This is a genomic window from Pseudovibrio axinellae, from assembly GCF_900110875.1.
Lineage (GTDB): Bacteria > Pseudomonadota > Alphaproteobacteria > Rhizobiales > Stappiaceae > Pseudovibrio > Pseudovibrio axinellae.
Window position 1 is genome coordinate 106,003 of the sequence record NZ_FOFM01000009.1, and the last position, 17,060, is coordinate 123,062.

Annotated in this window: 13 protein-coding genes and 1 tRNA gene; 4 read left to right on the forward strand and 10 right to left on the reverse strand. The window is 50.1% G+C overall.

All coding sequences use genetic code 11. The features are described 5' to 3' along the window. Position 1 precedes the first annotated feature (1 nt). From BMZ51_RS17925 to BMZ51_RS17965, 8 genes are all read right to left on the reverse strand, one after another. On the reverse strand, positions 2-217 hold the full coding sequence (locus BMZ51_RS17925) for a 4Fe-4S dicluster domain-containing protein (protein ID WP_074882215.1): 216 nt from the start codon (positions 215-217) through the stop codon (positions 2-4). Between the two features lie 23 nt (positions 218-240). Further along, positions 241-1,605, reverse strand: coding sequence for a ferredoxin reductase family protein (locus BMZ51_RS17930; protein ID WP_161941209.1), 1,365 nt, complete (start codon positions 1,603-1,605; stop codon positions 241-243). Between the two features lie 554 nt (positions 1,606-2,159). Further along, positions 2,160-2,235: transfer RNA gene (locus BMZ51_RS17935), tRNA-Phe, on the reverse strand. A 209-nt stretch (positions 2,236-2,444) separates the two neighbouring features. Continuing rightward, a complete protein-coding gene (locus tag BMZ51_RS17940; protein WP_068004888.1) occupies positions 2,445-3,833 on the reverse strand; it encodes a M20 family metallopeptidase in 1,389 nt (462 codons plus the stop codon). A 143-nt stretch (positions 3,834-3,976) separates the two neighbouring features. Beyond that, positions 3,977-5,182 carry a 3-oxoadipyl-CoA thiolase gene (pcaF, locus tag BMZ51_RS17945; protein WP_068004792.1) on the reverse strand — a complete coding sequence of 402 codons (1,206 nt, stop codon included), beginning with the start codon at positions 5,180-5,182 and terminating at the stop codon, positions 3,977-3,979. Next, complete coding sequence (locus tag BMZ51_RS17950; protein WP_068004790.1) at positions 5,182-5,973, reverse strand: CoA-transferase subunit beta; 792 nt, start codon at positions 5,971-5,973, stop codon at positions 5,182-5,184. The genes pcaF and BMZ51_RS17950 overlap by 1 nt, the downstream gene beginning before the upstream one ends. After that, positions 5,970-6,824, reverse strand: coding sequence for a CoA transferase subunit A (locus tag BMZ51_RS17955; protein WP_068004789.1), 855 nt, complete (start codon positions 6,822-6,824; stop codon positions 5,970-5,972). The genes BMZ51_RS17950 and BMZ51_RS17955 overlap by 4 nt, the downstream gene beginning before the upstream one ends. A gap of 794 nt (positions 6,825-7,618) precedes the next feature. Beyond that, complete coding sequence (locus BMZ51_RS17965; protein ID WP_068004785.1) at positions 7,619-8,650, reverse strand: LacI family DNA-binding transcriptional regulator; 1,032 nt, start codon at positions 8,648-8,650, stop codon at positions 7,619-7,621. A gap of 151 nt (positions 8,651-8,801) precedes the next feature. Between BMZ51_RS17965 and BMZ51_RS17970 the strand changes: the two genes are divergently transcribed. The 4 genes from BMZ51_RS17970 to BMZ51_RS17985 are packed head-to-tail and all read left to right on the forward strand — an operon-like array spanning position 8,802 to position 13,982. Beyond that, a complete protein-coding gene (locus tag BMZ51_RS17970) occupies positions 8,802-9,833 on the forward strand; it encodes an ABC transporter substrate-binding protein (protein WP_068004784.1) in 1,032 nt (343 codons plus the stop codon). A 59-nt stretch (positions 9,834-9,892) separates the two neighbouring features. Next, the gene (locus BMZ51_RS17975) at positions 9,893-12,106 is read left to right on the forward strand and encodes an ABC transporter permease (RefSeq protein ID WP_068004782.1); all 2,214 of its coding nucleotides are present in this window, start codon (positions 9,893-9,895) and stop codon (positions 12,104-12,106) included. Further along, positions 12,103-13,164 (forward strand): ABC transporter ATP-binding protein, encoded by a 1,062-nt coding sequence (locus BMZ51_RS17980; protein WP_068004780.1) that lies wholly within the window; start codon positions 12,103-12,105, stop codon positions 13,162-13,164. The genes BMZ51_RS17975 and BMZ51_RS17980 overlap by 4 nt, the downstream gene beginning before the upstream one ends. Continuing rightward, on the forward strand, positions 13,161-13,982 hold the full coding sequence (locus BMZ51_RS17985; protein ID WP_068004778.1) for an inositol monophosphatase family protein: 822 nt from the start codon (positions 13,161-13,163) through the stop codon (positions 13,980-13,982). Before BMZ51_RS17980 ends, BMZ51_RS17985 begins: the two co-directional genes overlap by 4 nt. Positions 13,983-14,063: 81 nt before the next feature. Here BMZ51_RS17985 and BMZ51_RS17990 read toward each other — a convergent pair whose 3' ends face one another. Next, positions 14,064-15,821 (reverse strand): TRAP transporter permease, encoded by a 1,758-nt coding sequence (locus tag BMZ51_RS17990; protein ID WP_068004776.1) that lies wholly within the window; start codon positions 15,819-15,821, stop codon positions 14,064-14,066. A gap of 69 nt (positions 15,822-15,890) precedes the next feature. After that, a complete protein-coding gene (locus tag BMZ51_RS17995; protein WP_068004775.1) occupies positions 15,891-16,844 on the reverse strand; it encodes a TAXI family TRAP transporter solute-binding subunit in 954 nt (317 codons plus the stop codon). Positions 16,845-17,060: the final 216 nt, after the last annotated feature.

The window sequence follows — 17,060 nt, forward strand, 5'->3', positions numbered from 1 at the left end:
GTTATCTCCACGCAACCATTACCGGCACAGACTTTTCCGGATTGATAGAAATAGCATCAACCGGGCAATACAGACGGCACAAATGGCAAATCTGACAGTCTTCTGGGTAAGCAATAAAGGCCTTCTTGTTTTCCTGATCCATCTGAATAACGTCAGTCGGACACGTCTCAACGCAGGTCTGGCACCCTATGCAGCCCGAAATTTCACTGATGGGCATAAAATTGACTTTCTTGTTTCATTCTAAAAGGAGAGCTGTTCGAAATTGACGTGCTTATCGCGGACTTGCAGGCCCTTGAGGTGGCCGCAAACTGCATTCACCATTGGCTGTGGTCCGCACAGATAGAAACACCAGTCCTCAATCTCGTGACTCTCTAGATTTTGCTGAATCGACACACGGTCGATGAAACCTTGGTAGACCCCTGGTTGCTCAGTGGCCTGCGCGCACACCAGTTGCTGACAGAAGTCGGACATTGTCTGTTCCAACGCTGTGATTTCGTCCTGACACACCATCTGCTCAAACTGGTTATTGCCGTAAATGAGGCGAATAGGGCGCTGATCATTCCGTGCGGCAAGCTTTCTCAGCATTCCGAGCATCGGCCCAATTCCTGCCCCGCCAGCAATGAGAACAATACCTTTGGCTCTTTCGCAGCACCGCAAACTAACGCTTCCATAAGGTCCGTCGACGTAAACATCTTGACCGATGGTCAGATCGCCTAGCTTCGAAGTGTAATCTCCCAGTTCACGAATGAGGAACGACAGATAAGGAAGGTTCTCCCGACAGGAGGCAATGGAAAACGGGTGTTCGTTAACGCCGTGCGCACTACCGCTGGTGTTGATCCATGCGAACTGTCCTGCCTCAAAATCAAACTTGGCATCATCGGATTTTTCAAGAGTAAGCTCCCAGTCTGAGCTACTAACCTTCTTGATGTTGGCTAGTTTAAAAGGCCGGCTTTTCAACTTCCGCGGTTTCAGCAAGTAATTATAGCCAACCATTGCAAGAGAACCTGAGCACAGGAAAAGCCACAAGACGTTAAACATTGGCTGGAACTGCCCGTGTCGACCAACACCGGTAATGTGCAAAGTCGCGAGGGTCGCGATTACCACAAACCCAAGCATGTGGGTAAAGCGCCAAGTCTCGTATTTGATCGGTAGCTTATTCTTGAAGATAGATGTCAGAATCCAAAGGACCATGATCCCCCACGCGACGACACCAGTCAGCGATTGAGGGGCTGTCAAAAGCTCGTAGGCGCTGGTCATTCCCACATCAAAGGAAACAAAAAATCGCGGAGCAAGAATAAGAAATGGATGGAGGAAGAATATATATCCGAGCCATTTCCCAACTTGTCTGTGCCTGGTCATACTCCAATCAATATTGGCAAAGAGCCCGATAGCCTTGATCCGACTACCAAGAGGGAACTGGATGAAAAACGCCATCATCGCGATGCTGTTTATCAGAGCAAGAATTGCCCCGTACCATCCCTTATTATCCATCCCAAGCATGTACGTTGCGGCATATGGAAGTATGAGGAGAGAGAGATACCCCATCGCTAACTGTGTTTTTCGTCCAGTCCCGAAAATGGAAGCTCCATTTAAACGAGAGGGCATAGCTATCTGGCCCACCATAGTATTTACCTAATCTCTTTCCAACGGCCCACCCAACACTAAATCAAGTATTACTAAGACCAAAAACAACATTCATTATTCACGAACAATGGCGTACTAATAAATATTATTGATTCTTTAAATAGAAAATATGTGGATTCACATAAAATATTATTTACACTTATACTATACAACTTCTTATTTACTACTAATAAAATTGTATTAAAAATTATCTTCTTATACTGATTTGATATTTACTAGCCATTACATAAATATTTAATCATATACCCAAAAACGGCAGAAGATTCGTAATTCCAACGATTTCAAAGGAACTCACCAGCAAGGTGAATGCTTATTGAGGGGGTTCTAGGAGAGCGGGAATAGGGTATTTTTCTTGCTTTTCCCGAGCTTACAAGCTTGCTGTACATGTGTAACAGCGTCTAAATACAAAGAAGTAGGCTCAGATTATCAACCTGAAGCGAAACACTACACTTGTGTATAAACCAGTAAAACTTTCGTCGAACTAGTCAGCTCTATTATTTTTGTGAGGGGAAAAGTGGTGCCCGAAGGCGGATTCGAACCACCGACACGCGGATTTTCAATCCGCTGCTCTACCAACTGAGCTATTCGGGCACTTTCTGCTGGGCGGGTTTGTTTCCGTCCTGCGAAGGTGAGCGTCTTATAGGGTGCCAATTTTCTCCTGTCCAGCGGCCAAATGCATTTTTTTGGAAAGAAACCAAGTTTCTCCACTGCCAGCTTACTGAATATTCATAAGCCCCTTAAATCATGAGGTTTTTTGCGGCTTATAAACGCGCTGATACATCTGAAAAGACTATCCTACATCAAACAGGAGCCCCATTTTCAGAAATATCCCAGAACAACGCCGCCATATTACGAAGGGCGTCTCGGGCAACAGGTTTCAAGATATGCTCGTTAGGCGCATGTTGGGAACACCCTGCATATGAATGCGGAACCCACACTGTTGGCAGACCCAGCGTATCAGCAAAACACTCATTAGGAAGAGACCCGGCCAGATTCGGGAGCAAGTGGACTTTCTTACCACTGGTTCTTTCCAGAGAAGCCACTGTCATTTGCACCCATGGGTCTTTTGTAGAAAGGCGGGAAGCTTTAAAGTAGCACCGCTCGTCTTGTTGGATCTCCACATCCTTAAACCCATACGCATCCAAATGTTCCCTGAGTGCTGGAATGATGTTGTCTGGGTCGGTGCCCACCACAAATCTAAGCTGGCAGGTTGCAAATGCAACACCGTCAATTGCGTTTACCGGCGCTTCAGGAACCCCAGATTTTAAAGCAAGCACAGCAAATGAGTTCCAGCCATAAGCCCGTTCTGCTGGCGTAAGGCCCTTCTCCCCCCAGTCTTTGCTGATTTCCGGTCCTCGTGCATCCCCAACTGGCAAACCTTTCAAGGATTCGCGAATTTCTGGCGTCAAACTATCTGGGCGCCATGCGGGAATATGGATTTGCCCACGCTCATCTACTATTGAGGAAATCGCATGGGCCAAAATAATCGCTGGATCGGCAAGCAAGCCGCCCCAGTTCCCAGAGTGGTTTGCCCCTTCACGCAATTTCACCTGCAAGGTAAAAGTTTGTGCCCCGCGCACGCCAGTAAACACTGTTGGCGTATCAGCCTGCAAACGCGGACCATCAGAGGCAATTAGAACGTCCGCTGAGAGTAAATCTTGATGATCCTCGAAGAATTCCAATAGTCCCGCGGACCCTGTTTCCTCAGAGGTTTCAATTATGACCTTGCAGTTGAAGCCCAATTTCTCTTTATCCTGAAGAAGGCACTCAAGTGCTTTCAGGTTGATCAGGTGTTGGCATTTGTTATCTGCCGTACCGCGCCCGTATACTCGCTCGCCATCTTCTTTCAGAACGAACGGATCCAGATCATCCCTCCAGCTTCCGGCCTGCCCACGAACGACGTCGCCATGACCGTAAGTGAGTATGGTTGGCAGGTCTGGGTCCTCAATTCGTTCTGCGACCAGAAAGGGGCCGCCGGTTGAAACGGGGTTTTCAAAAATCCGGACTTCAAATCCAAGCTGCTCAAGAAGTGGCTGCACCTCTTGTGTCAGGTAACGCATCAGCTGATGTTTTTGAGAGGGTTTCTGACTTTCTGTCGGGATTGCGATAAGCCGCGCCAAGTCGGATAGGAATTCACCACTGTCAAAGTAGGCTTCCGCTCTTTTTATTACCTCATTACGGCTTGTCATCATCATTCACCTTGTCAGCTGCCTTGTGCTACTCGTGATCTACAAAACGACCGATATTTCGCTTGAGCGCCGCCGATCCACGGATAGTCGGCGCTCAAGTTACGAAATGCAGAAAGTTAAGCTTCTAGCGAGGTCACTGCCTATCAATCTCTTTCAAGTGCAATTGCAATCCCCTGCCCTACGCCAATACACATGGTTGCCAACGCTCGTTTTTTACCTTGCAGGCTGAGTTCAAGAGCAGCCGTTCCAGTAATCCGCGCGCCAGACATCCCCAACGGATGACCTAATGCAATCGCACCGCCATTTGGGTTGATATGCTCGGAAGATTCATCCAGACCCAACTCCCGCAACACCGCAATGCCCTGACTTGCGAAGGCTTCGTTCAGTTCAATGACATCAAAGTCGGCAGGTTCCAGCCCCAAACGACCACAAAGTTTCTTGGCAGCAGGTGCTGGGCCAATACCCATAATACGTGGAGCAACACCCGCTGTCGCACCACCTAATACACGTGCAATCGGGGTCAAACCATATTTTCTCACAGCAGCTGCCGAAGCCACAATCAACGCAGCAGCACCATCATTCACCCCGGATGCATTGCCTGCCGTAACGCTTCCGTTCTCGCGAAATGGAGTTGGAAGCTTTGCAAGTTTTTCAGCAGTTGTGCCTGCACGTGGGTGCTCGTCATTTGAAACGATGATTGGATCCCCTTTTCGCTGAGGGATCGTTACATCCAAAATCTCTCGTGCCAGGCGGCCGTTTTCTTGTGCTGCCGCTGCTTTCGCTTGCGAACCAGCTGCAAATGCATCCTGATCAGCACGGGAAACGCCATAATCTTCAGCGACGTTCTCCCCAGTCTCTGGCATGCTGTCGATACCGAATTGCTTTTTCATCTTCGGGTTTACAAAACGCCAGCCGATGGTGGTATCGAATACTTCGCTTGACCGTGAAAACGGTGAGGTTGCTTTTGGCATCACAAACGGTGCCCGGGACATAGATTCAACACCGCCCGCAATCACCAAGTCACACTCACCCGTTTTGATGGCGCGAGATGCAGCGATGATCGCATCCATTCCGGACCCACACAGCCGATTAAAGGTTGTACCTGGAACCGCCTCTGGCAAACCAGCCAACAAAGCAGCCATGCGTGCTACGTTTCGGTTATCTTCACCAGCCTGATTGGCGCAGCCGTAATAGACTTCATCAACGGCCTCCCAATCGACGGAAGAGTTTCGCTCCATCAGCGCTTTAATCGGCAGTGCTCCAAGGTCATCTGTACGCACAGAAGAGAGCGCTCCGCCATAACGGCCAATTGGTGTTCTAATATAATCGCAAATATATGCCTCAGACATCAGGCCGTCTCCACTTTGTTACCCGCCTGCGCCGCCGCCGTTCGCGCTTTAAGTGCGCGCAGAACAGACAACTCCTCCTCAGTCGGCGCAGGGGTTTCCTGCAAATCATCGCTGAAACGTACAGCCCAAGACACTGTTTGTTGCACCCGTTCTTTCGTCGTACGCGGATGCAATGAGACGACTGTCAGCTCTTTGGTGACAGGATCCGGCTTCCAAATAGCAAGGTCGGTGATGAGCAAAGTCGGCCCTTTGCTTGCAATACCCATACGCGCACGATGGTCTCCACCCTCTCCGTGACCGAACGATGTGAAGAAGTCGATCTTTTCCACAAAGCCACGTTTACTCTGTTTCATGGTGATATAAATCTCCTGCGAGGACGAGGCGATCTCTGGCGCACCCCCACCCCCTGGCAGTCTCACTGTCGGGTGTTCGTAATCACCAACAACGGTTGTGTTGATGTTGGCAAAGCGGTCGATCTGAGCAGCCCCCAAAAAACCCACCGTGATTTTGCCGCCCTGCAACCAATAGCGAAACATTTCTGGAACAGAGACCGTGGTCAAAGCGGTATCGCACAGCTCACCATCGCCGATAGAAAGCGGCAAAACATCAGGCGCGGTACCAATGGTGCCACTTTCATAAATCAGCGTAATGTCTGGAGCATGTGTCAAACGGGCAATGTTGCATGCAGCGGAGGGAGGGCCGATCCCGACAAAACAAACATCGGTGTTCGTTAAAGCACGCGAGGCAGCAATTGCCATCATCTCATCAGGGGTGAAGTCCAAATCACTCATTGGGTCACCTCCAGACCTTTTATGCGATCAGCAAAAACACCAGGGTCTTGCTTCAAAACATGCTCTTCCATCCATGCCTGGAATTTCCCCCGATCAACCGCAATTGTATCCCAATCAATATAGGTTTTGTTGTCCCGGCGATAATAGCCCTGCGTATATGAAGGATGCGCCCCACCTGGAACCTCGCAAATTGCAGAGACTGCCCAATGAGGTAAAATCGTTGCGTTCATGTGCGTATCCAGATCATCAACAATCTCTTCAACTGTCACGATGGAGCTTTTTGCAGCCATCACGGCTTCTTTCTGTACACCCAGGATCCCCTCAATAAGCACATTCCCTTTTCGGTCTGCCTTGAGGGCGTGAATGAATGCAACATCTGGCAGAACTGAAGGAACTGCGGCGAGTTCTTCGCCTGTAAAAGGGCACGTGATGGATTTGATATTGGGATTTACACGCTGAAGGTCTGTCCCAAGGTAGCCCCGAAAAACCGCGCAAGGCAAGCCTGCAGCTCCGGCTTCATACGCATTGGCAAGCGCGGCGTGAGAGTGTTCTTCAAGTGTGATAGAGCGCGGCCAGCCATTTTCGACAGCGTCACGTACGCGGCGCAACAACCCAACTCCTGGGTTGCCCGCGTAAGAAAAAATCATTTTCTTGACGAGGCCCATGCCGATCAGCTGATCATAGATAAGATCAGGCGTCATACGTATAACAGTCAGCTCATCAATGCCTTGCCGTATGACTTCGTGGGCAGCAGCGTGGGGAATAAGGTGCGTAAAGCCTTCAAAAGCAGCGCTATCACCGCTTTTAAGGTACTTGGTTACAGCATCCTTTAAGGAAAGAAATTCAACCATATTTTTCAATCATGTATCAAAGAAGGCGCTTCACTTAGCCTTCAATGGAAATATCAATGGTGTAAGTGTCACCATTTCATGGGATTTTGCGGATAATGGATAGAAACGTAAGGTTCCGGCTCGCGGCCTCGACAACATCAAACGATGTTCTTTTCCTAAGAAAGGGATCAGCGGGATCGGGAGTGCGAGCAAGAATTCATTGGGGCATTGGTGAGAAATAATATGCCCTGCGCCTGAAACAGTACGGGCCTCAGGAACCGAATTAAAGTGTATATCGTTTAGCAACCTCCCCGAGTGCTAATTACCAGAGCTACATGGCGAAGGATAGGTGTCAAAATTGGGGAAGTAAGTCACAAAGAGACATTTCTGCCCTTCTCTAAGGATTCGGTTGCCCAGCTTACGCGCGCGGTTAAAGATAATTTCGTCTTCTCCTGCCAACCCAGAGTATCCCTGAGAAGCTGGTAAGGCAGGAAACCTAACCCATCTTTCTGGTAGAACAGTACGAAGACAGCGGCTGTAGGGGGGAACTCCCCAAAATAGCTTCGCCACTGATCGATGAACCTTTTCACTCTTATGCAACCTTGTCTCAACCAATCAACAAGTCCACCTAATTTTCAATGAGACATAGTTGAGATTGGTTCGAATTCCCCTAGGTATTTTGCTGCAATCCTCTTTGAATTTGCTGGAATCCCGCAGCATGCGCGGCTTCGGATACCTGGTGTGGCAAGGATTTACAGGGGCGCTTTAAACACGGGGCAAGCAGTTCAAATTGGTTTAATGGGGTTCTCTTAGTCTTACTGTGACTGAGCCACCAGCACCTTTTGTACACTGTTACGCCAAACAAACCGCGCAGGAAGTTTTACTGCTTCGGTAGAAGGTTGCTGGGTCGTGCACCACTCAAGGCATTTATCGATAATGAGATCAGTTGGTTGGGCAAAGGTTGTAAGATTGTAGCCCTCCCACTCTGCCTGAGGAATATTATCAAAACCGATGACAGAAAGGTCTTCAGGCGTCCGTAAACCAAACCGTTGACGGGCAGCATCAATTACGCCGCACGCAATCAAATCTGTCGTACAAAACACACCATCTGGACGATCTTCCCGATCCATCAACCTGGTCCCGATTTCAAGCCCGGCCTTGTATGAGGTAACGCCGGCAACCTCGCAGATTACATTCACACCCGCTTCAACGGCTGCTTCTAAAAACCCTTCTTCACGCTCCAAAATTCCAGAAGTAGCGTTTGAAGAGTTAGACAGAGCGATTCGCTGGCATCCAGCACGCAAAAGAGCGTTGAATGCTGTCCTGCCCGCGGCCTTGTTGTCTGGGCCGATCTGTAACGAACCGGGAAAATCTTCCTCACGGTTGATCAGAACCAGCTTCATACCGTTGCTAAAACAGGTATCAGCAAGCGATGGATCTGGTGCGCCAGACAAAATAATTGCAGCTTCTGTGCGAAAGCTAATGGCCTGAAGCAATGCATCTTGTACACGCTCTTCATATCCGCTGGTGTTGATCAGCATCGTCACCTTACCAGCAGCCTGAAGCTTTTCTGAAAGCTCAGCGATCATCGTAGCGCGATGTGGCGTCTCGATCTCAGCGGCAATCAAAGCAACGATCCCGCTCTCTGAGCGGTTAAGGCTACTGGCCAATCGATTTACGTGATACCCCAGTATTTCTGCGGATTTCAGTACTTTAGCACGCGTGGAAGCGGAAACACTCGCCCCTGGTGTAAAGGTTCTGGAGACAGAAACACGGGACACCCCCGCGTGGCGCGCGACATCCACAGCTCTCACTTGCTGCTTTCTTGAAGACACTTTTTCGGACATTAATTCTGCTGACTTGTGAACACGTTCGCATCTGCATATCAAGAAATATCCAGAAAACAAATTAGTCTTTATTGGAATAAAGTTGACATTGATAAAATATATAAGATTATTGTATGTACACGTGTACACAACGTGTTTGGGAGGAGTTAATATGAGATCTATCAAGACAGCCTTGTTAGGGGCAACACTTATTGCGGGTGTGGGAGCGACCGCAAGTGCAGCCTCAGCAGACGAAGTAAACATTATCTGTTCAGCTGACAATTCGCTTTGCGAAAAGCTCGCAGCGACGTTTGAAGAGAAAACCGGTACTGACGTAAGTATGATCCGACTTTCGGCTGGCGAGGCTTATGCAAAGATCCGCGCAGAAGCGCGCAACCCGCAAACGGACGTCTGGTGGGGCGGCACCGGTGATCCGCATTTGCAAGCTGCAAACGATGATCTCTCAGCATTTTACAAATCACCAATGTTGGAAGAGCTTCTTCCATGGGCTGTCGCTCAAGCTGAAACCTCAGGCTTCCGCACAGTTGGCGTCTATTCGGGTGCTCTAGGTTGGGGTTACAACAAAGAGATCCTTGCAGAAAAGGGCATTGAAGGGCCTAAATGCTGGTCTGACTTGCTCAACCCAGCTCTTAAGGGCGAAATTTCTGTTGCTGACCCGAACTCATCTGGCACCGCCTATACTGCTCTTGCAACGCTCGTCCAGCTGATGGGTGAAGACGAAGCATTTGAGTACCTGCTGTCTATGGGCAAAAATGTGTCTCAATACACCAAGTCCGGTTCCGCACCTGTTAAAGCGGCCGCACGTGGTGAAGCAGGCCTTGGTATCGTCTTTATGCATGATGCGGTAAAGCAAGCTGAAGCAGGCTTCCCAATCGAGGTTGTCGCTCCATGTGAAGGCACTGGATACGAAATCGGGTCCATGTCTCTCATCGATGGCGCGCCGAACCCAGATACAGCAAGAGTGTTCTACGATTGGGTTCTTACTCCAGAAGCTCAAAACCTGATGGCAGAAACTGGCTCCTACCAGATTCCGTCCAATAAAGCTTCTACGCAGCCAGAAGCAGCTCCAAAGCTCGAAAACGTACGTCTGATTGACTACGACTTTGCACAATACGGAAGCAGCGAACGCCGTAGAAACCTATTGGCACGCTGGGACATGGAAGTTGGCGCTGCCGCAAACTGATTGAGACCGGGGTGGGTTAACACCTGCCCCGTTTCCTCCAAAAATCTGGTTTTTTCCAAATGACAAATGAAAATCGTCGGCTGGACCTCGCACTCATATGCGGCGTCCTTGGGTTGTTTATATTGCCTTGGTTCCACATTCGCAGCGGCTTTTTCGGCGGCGAATGGATCCATGACCTCCTGAGCAACCCGCGCTATTGGCCAGGCTTTTTCCAGCTTTACCTTGGCAAGTTGCAACTGCTTCCAGTGTTTGCTCTTGTTGGTACTGTGGGCTTCCTTCGCCAGAAAGCTGCACCGGGCCGCCGTGGTAGTCTCATCGCTATGATTGGCGCAATGGGCCTCGCGTGGATGGTCATACAAGGTTTGTCCATTGGCCTACGCGGCTGGAACTGGGACTTGCTGACCGCAACGTTCGGTTCGATTGAAGGGCAACCTGCGTTTGGTGCCGGCGCTATTTTCCTCCTTCTGTCATTTGCAGGGTTCATCTCATTTGGGCTTGCAGAAAAAGGCGCCTTAAAAGGCGACGCGATTGTGCTATCGGCAGTCACACTGTTGATTTTGCTGGTCGTCACATTCGTTTTCTATCCAATTCTCTCCATGTTCGCAGGGGCATTTCAGGATTTTCGCGGAAACTTTACAACCGAAGGCGTGATGCGTAACATCACTGACCCGCAAATCTGGAAGCTATCTTGCCTCGCAGGGGGCAGCTGTGGCATTGCATGGCGTACTATGTTTCTCGCCATTTGTACGGCAGCTGGCTCTACCACACTTGGTCTTGCATTCGCGTTGATCGTAACGCGCACAAACATGCCATTCCGCAAGGGGCTCAGACTTCTTAGCATTCTGCCAATCATCACACCTCCCTTTGTTATTGGTTTGGCGCTGACACTGATGATGGGCCGTACCGGGTTTGTCACTGAATCCATTGAAGCCGCGACAGGCCTTGAACTAGGACGCTGGATTTACGGCCTGCCTGGCATTTGGTTAGCCCAGATGCTCAGCTTCACACCGATCTCCTTCCTTGTTCTGGTTGGCGTTGTCGAAGGCATTAGCCCGTCCCTGGAAGAAGCAAGCCAGACAATGCGCTCTGGTCGCTGGAGAACCTTCCGCAAGGTATCCCTCCCCTTGATGGCACCAGGCTTGGCTAACGCTTTCCTGATCGGCTTCATTGAATCCATGGCTGACTTTGGTAACCCGATGGTTCTGGGCGGCAATGGCGGGGTCCTTTCGACCGAAATTTTCTTCGCTGTTGTTGGTGCTCAAAGCGACCCATCACGGGCAGCTGTGCTTGCAACAATCCTGCTGATCTTCACGCTTTCTGCATTCTTTGCGCAGCGTGTCTGGCTCGGCAAACGTAACTTTGCGACTGTCACGGGTAAAGGCGATGGCGGGCGTTACGCCAAACTTCCAAAGCGCATTGCGATCCCGGTAGGGACAGTGGTTGCATTCTGGAGCCTCTTCACCGTCGCTGTTTACGGACTTATCCTCTTCGGCGGCTTTGTGAAGGTCTGGGGTTTGGATCACAGTGTAACGCTGGATCACTATATAACAGCTTTTGCCGTATCGTTTGAAGGTGGCTTTTCCTTCACAGGCGTTGCATGGAACAGCTTCTGGACCACCATGTGGATTGCACTTGCGGCAGCTCCTTTGACAGCGGCAGTTGGTATCCTCTCCGCATGGCTGATTGTTCGTCAGGACTTCCCAGGTAAGTCCGCGTTTGAGTTCGGTCTTATGATGAGCTTTGCGATCCCCGGAACAGTTATCGGTATCAGCTACATCCTCGCCTTCAACCTTCCACCACTGCAAATGACGGGTACAGCGCTGATCTTGATTTTCTGCTTCGTATTCCGAAACATGCCTGTAGGTGTTCGCGGTGGTGTCGCTGCAATGTCCCAGCTTGACAAGAATCTCGATGAAGCATCCCTGACACTTGGTGCTAACAGTGCGCGTACACTGAAGAAAGTGATACTGCCACTGCTGCGCCCAGCCATTCAAGCTGCGTTGGTCTACAGCTTTGTGCGTGCCATCACTTCAATCTCTGCGGTCATCTTCCTTGTGAGTGCAAAATACAATATGGCGACGGCCTACGTCGTCGGTCTGGTTGAAAACGGCGAATATGGTGTTGCGATTGCTTACAGTTCTGTCCTGATCTTTGTGATGATTACAGTGATTGTTGGGTTCCAGCTGATCGTTGGCGAAAGAAAACTACGCCGTCCAGAAAATAAAACGAAGAAATCTCCTCGCGAGGGCAAATTGAAGGAAGTCGCAGCATGACTCATTTAAATTTTGGTCAAGTCCGCTTCGAAAATGTCGGAAAGAACTACGGCGACTTTACTGCAATCCCAGACCTTAATCTCGTTATAGAGCCGGGTCAGTTGGTTACTCTTCTTGGGCCATCAGGATGTGGCAAAACAACAACTCTGCGCATGATTGCAGGGTTGGAGACTCCAACCTCAGGCCGGATCATGATTGGTGGTCAGGACGTTACGCGTCTTCCGCCTAATGAGCGCGACGTATCCATGGTTTTCCAGTCCTACGCACTGTTCCCGCATATGAGTGTTCTGGAAAACGTGAAGTATGGTCTGGAGTCCAGCGGGCTCAAGAATGCCGAGGAGCTGGCGTTTAAAGGCCTGGACCTAGTTGGCCTGCGTGAAAAAGCACCGCGCCTTCCTTCAGAGCTTTCCGGAGGCCAACAGCAGCGTGTTGCTGTGGCACGCGCGCTTGTGCTTGAACCGCAAGTCCTGCTGCTGGATGAGCCGCTGTCCAACCTTGATGCACGCTTGCGTCGTCTCGTACGTACAGAAATTCGTGAAATCCAGCAGCGTCTCGATTTCACAGCCGTTTATGTAACGCACGATCAGGAAGAAGCTTTGGCTGTGTCTGACCGTATTGTTGTCATGCGTGATGGCCGTATCGAACAGGATGGCACTCCATTTGAGCTCTATGAGAGCCCTGCTTCAGAGTTCATCGCTGACTTTATTGGTGAAGCAAATATCCTAGATTGTGACATCAGCAGTATTGTTGAAGACAGTGCGCACATTGCCATTGGTGATGCTAAGTACTTGTTGCGCAACAGAAACCATAGTGTTGGCAAGGCGAAACTGGCAGCACGTGCTAACTCAATCAAGCTCAATAAAGAAAACACAACCGGGCTAACCGGCAAGATCAAGAGCGCCGCGTATCTTGGAGATCATTTCCAGTATGAGGTTTTGAGCGATCTTGGTGACCTGTTTGTCATCGACAACGAAACAAACCATCAGCTTGAAAACGGCACAACGGTCGGTATCGACTTTGATGTCCGTGGCTTAGCACTGATTGGCGGGAAAAAATGACCGCTCAAGCAGAACTGAACCAAGCCGCAGAGCTGGAAAAACGCTTCAATGCTGCCCAGAAAATGGCCGATCAAGGCGCGGAGTTGGCGTTGCAGCATTTCGCCAATCGCGATGATCTGGATATTGATGTGAAGCGACATCCTCAAGATGTTGTTTCCGAAGCTGATAAAGCTGTTGAACAGAAGATCCGGAGCCTGATTTCAGAGAGCTTTCCTGAGGATGCACAGCTTGGTGAAGAATTTGGTTTCGTTGATGGATCAACAGGTTACACGTGGGTTATTGATCCGATTGATGGAACAGCGCCGTTTTTGAACGGCCTTCCTGGCTGGTGCGTTTGCATCGCTGTCATGGATAAGGATGGCGCAGCAATTGGTGTGATTGATGTCCCCGTTTTGGGGGAACGTTTTGCCGCAATGCGCGGCAAAGGTACTTCCTTAAATGGAACTCCGGTTCGTGTCACGGACCGGTTTAACCTGCAAACCGGAATGCTGGGTGTGGGCGCGAATGACCGCGTCTCACCGAAGCAAATTGGTCAAATGTTTGAAGATCTTATGTCTGCAGGCGTGAGCTACACTCGTTATGGCTCTGGCGCTTTAATGTTGGCATGGGTCGCTGCGGGGCGCTTGGTAGGCTACGTTGAACCACGCATGTCGGCCTGGGACTGCATGGCTGCGTATTGCCTGATTGAAGAAGCTGGCGGGAAGATACTCCCATTTCCTGTCGCTGATAATCCAAGCGCTCCGTATCCTGTTTTGGGTGCGGCACCGCAGGTGTTTGACGAGGTTTTGAACCTCACAAATCTAACCCAGTTTGCCTAACCTCCCAAGGTAGCACTGGGTTAATCTTCTACTTGCAGGCGCTGTCCTTAATTGAGCAGCGCCTGTCTTTTTTATAAACCCTTATATGAACAGCAGAATTGCGCCGCAGACGACCAGTCCAGCTCGCAGCAGGGGCTTAAACGGGGCGATCACGCCGTATGAGATTGCGCTAAGCGCAAGCCCAACTTTCACAGCTGCAAACAAAGACCAAAACGGTGAGCTTACAACGGTGATCAGGGCCGGATTTGCGATCATTCCCAATGGGATAAGGTAGAGCCCAATCCCTAGCGCCATTGCAAATGCCGCCACTTTCAACCAGTTCTCGTTGACCATTCCCGCTGCAATAAAGACAGCACCGCACACTGGTGGGGTGATGGTGGAAAGCAACGCAAACCAGAATACGAACAAATGTGCCTGAAGTGGTTGTAATCCAATGTCAATTAGCGCTGGACCAGCAACAGAGACGCAGATGACATAGGCCGCTGTTGTTGGCACTTCCATGCCTAAAACCATACAGGCCAATGCGGTCAGAAGCAGAGCCGGCCAGAGCATTCCACCGGAGCCGGACAGGATAAGCGAGGTGATCTTCACGCCAAGACCGGTAACACCCAATGTGCCGATGATGATTGACGCGCACAAAATGATAGAGGCAATCATAGCCACTTGCTTACCAGAATTCATCAATGCCTGTTCATTGCGTTTCCAAACTTTGCGCCAGTCCACTGCAAAATCTTTATCAATCAACAACAAAGCCATCGCCGCCAAAATAGCAAGGCAAGCAGCATATTGCGGGGTGTAACGCGACACAAACATCGCCCAGAGCAGAACGGTAAACGGTACAAGAAAGAACAGCGATGTGATGACCACTGATCGTGTTCCCGGCTGGTCTTCAGGTGCCAATCCTTTCAGTTCGTACCGGCGTGCAAAGGCATTTATGCCCATCCAGACAGCGAAGAAGTACAAGAGTGCAGGCAAAATAGCGGCCGCCATAATGCCCGTATAGGGGACACCGGTCAGCTCAACCATTACAAACGCACCTGCCCCCATCAACGGAGGCATGATCTGACCGCCGGAAGAGGCCACCGCTTCCACTGCGCCAGCCAGCGCTCTGGGATACCCAAGTTTCGTCATAGCAGGCAGTGTAATTGCACCTGTTGACGCCACATTGGCAGAGGCAGAACCCGAGATGGACCCAAACAAGGCAGAGGAGATCACAGACACTTTAGCGGTGCCGCCCTTCAGCTTTCCTGCAGCAGCTGCGGCAACATTCATGAAACCTGCACCTGCCTCGCCGGCGTTAAGGAACGCCCCAAAGATAACGAAGATCGCAACAACACCAACAGAAACGCCGGTAAGCTTACCCCATAGACCTCCTTCAGCAATGGTCATGGTTCCAAGGAAGCTTTCTACCGGCACCCCAGCATAACCAAACTCCCCTGGAATATGCTTGCCGTAAAGCCCATAGCACAGCGCAACAAGCGCAACCAACGGCAAAGGCCAACCAATAGCGCGGCGCGCCATTTCCAGCACGGTGATCAGCAGTCCCACAGCGAGATACAGCTGAAAATTATCGGTCAAATAGCCATATTGATCAGAAAGGTCGGCATGGTTCCATGCAATCCAGCCTGTTGCAAACAACCCAAAGGCTGTGAGCAGATAACCGCTCACTCTTTCAATTGGAGTGCGGGCCATAAAAATGAGCGCCCACGGCAATGCCAATGCCATATGTAAAGGGCGACTGACCAGATTGGGCACGAGGCCGGAAAAAATCAGTCCCAAATGGAACACGACAGTTGCAAGGCCTAAAACCAGCCAGACAGAACGATGAAGACTATTCAAGGGAGCGACCTAAGAAGGGAAAGGCCCGAAGTTCAACTCGGGCCTAAGTATTTGTATAAATGCGTGAACTTAGCGCTGACTGTCAGAAACCGGGAATCCGGCCTCCTCGTAGAAATTAAGCGCACCAGGGTGTATCTTACCGCTGATGTTACTCAGCAAGTCTGCATTAACGCCGTCCCACCAAGCAGCACCTTTGCCCATTTTGGCTTTGTGATCCCAAAAATTCTTGGTCATTGCATAGGCTGTTTCATCATCCATCTGCGTTGTTGCGTAGGCCACAACTGGCAGGGATGTTGTCGTAATATCAGCCTCTTGGCCAGCGTATGTGCCTGCTGGAATAACCAGTTTGGTACGTTTGGTTTTTGCAATCTGCTCATCTGAAAGCGAAAGCACATTCACGCCGGTTCCCGCCGCCGCTTCAATAACGTTTGGAGCCGGGTATGAACCTGCCGTCACAAAGCCGTCAATCTGGCCATTCTTCAAAGCAGGAACAGCATTGGAAAGCTCAACGTCCGCAAGTTCTACTTGCCCTTCAAGACCAAATAATTTCAGGTATTTTGCACCTTCTTTGGCACCAAATGAGCCTTTACCAATGAGGATCTTTTTACCCTTCAAATCAGCGAAGCTCTCAATTCCGGCATCTTCTCCCACAACGAAATGCATGGTCAAAGAAGGAATTGGGAACAGAGCGCGGATTTCACCAAACTTTGGGTTCGCGCGCTTTTCAAACATTGCCTTGCCATCCTTAGCCAGCTTTACCAGCACAGGAGGAGTGGTGAAAACATAGTTTCCAGGACGTACAGCAGCTTCCATCACGTTTTGAACGGAGCCCTGACTCTCCTCAACAGTAACAATAATATCCCCGTTGGAAGCTTCCTTCATGGCTTCTGCAATCTGGACAGCCATCTGGTAGTAGGAGGATGAGGTCTTCGCTGATTTATAGGTAACGCGCGTTTCAGCCTGAGCTGCAAACGAGAACCCAATGAGAGCCGCCGCAGCCACGCATGTAGTCAGTAGTTTCATGAACGATCCTCTGGAATTTCTTATGCCTGAACCCAAAAAAATTTAATGTGACTCTAGCTTGAATGCAGGGCGTTTCAAGTACAGAGATGCGCTTATCGGTGGCTTGACATTGAAATATCCTCATGAATAAGCAAGCACCCCTACCAGTTTGCGCGGATTTGCGTTTTTTCGGTAGAAGCTGCGTTGTTTACGATGATCGTGCGCTGCTATGTAGAA

Coding starts and splice junctions, on each gene's coding strand:
- BMZ51_RS17925 (WP_074882215.1), bottom strand. CDS start 217: ATGCCCATCAGTGAAATTTCGGGCTGCATAGGGTGCCAGACCTGCGTT.
- BMZ51_RS17930 (WP_161941209.1), bottom strand. CDS start 1,605: ATGCCCTCTCGTTTAAATGGAGCTTCCATTTTCGGGACTGGACGAAAA.
- BMZ51_RS17940 (WP_068004888.1), bottom strand. CDS start 3,833: ATGACAAGCCGTAATGAGGTAATAAAAAGAGCGGAAGCCTACTTTGAC.
- pcaF (WP_068004792.1), bottom strand. CDS start 5,182: ATGTCTGAGGCATATATTTGCGATTATATTAGAACACCAATTGGCCGT.
- BMZ51_RS17950 (WP_068004790.1), bottom strand. CDS start 5,973: ATGAGTGATTTGGACTTCACCCCTGATGAGATGATGGCAATTGCTGCC.
- BMZ51_RS17955 (WP_068004789.1), bottom strand. CDS start 6,824: ATGGTTGAATTTCTTTCCTTAAAGGATGCTGTAACCAAGTACCTTAAA.
- BMZ51_RS17965 (WP_068004785.1), bottom strand. CDS start 8,650: ATGTCCGAAAAAGTGTCTTCAAGAAAGCAGCAAGTGAGAGCTGTGGAT.
- BMZ51_RS17970 (WP_068004784.1), top strand. CDS start 8,802: ATGAGATCTATCAAGACAGCCTTGTTAGGGGCAACACTTATTGCGGGT.
- BMZ51_RS17975 (WP_068004782.1), top strand. CDS start 9,893: ATGACAAATGAAAATCGTCGGCTGGACCTCGCACTCATATGCGGCGTC.
- BMZ51_RS17980 (WP_068004780.1), top strand. CDS start 12,103: ATGACTCATTTAAATTTTGGTCAAGTCCGCTTCGAAAATGTCGGAAAG.
- BMZ51_RS17985 (WP_068004778.1), top strand. CDS start 13,161: ATGACCGCTCAAGCAGAACTGAACCAAGCCGCAGAGCTGGAAAAACGC.
- BMZ51_RS17995 (WP_068004775.1), bottom strand. CDS start 16,844: ATGAAACTACTGACTACATGCGTGGCTGCGGCGGCTCTCATTGGGTTC.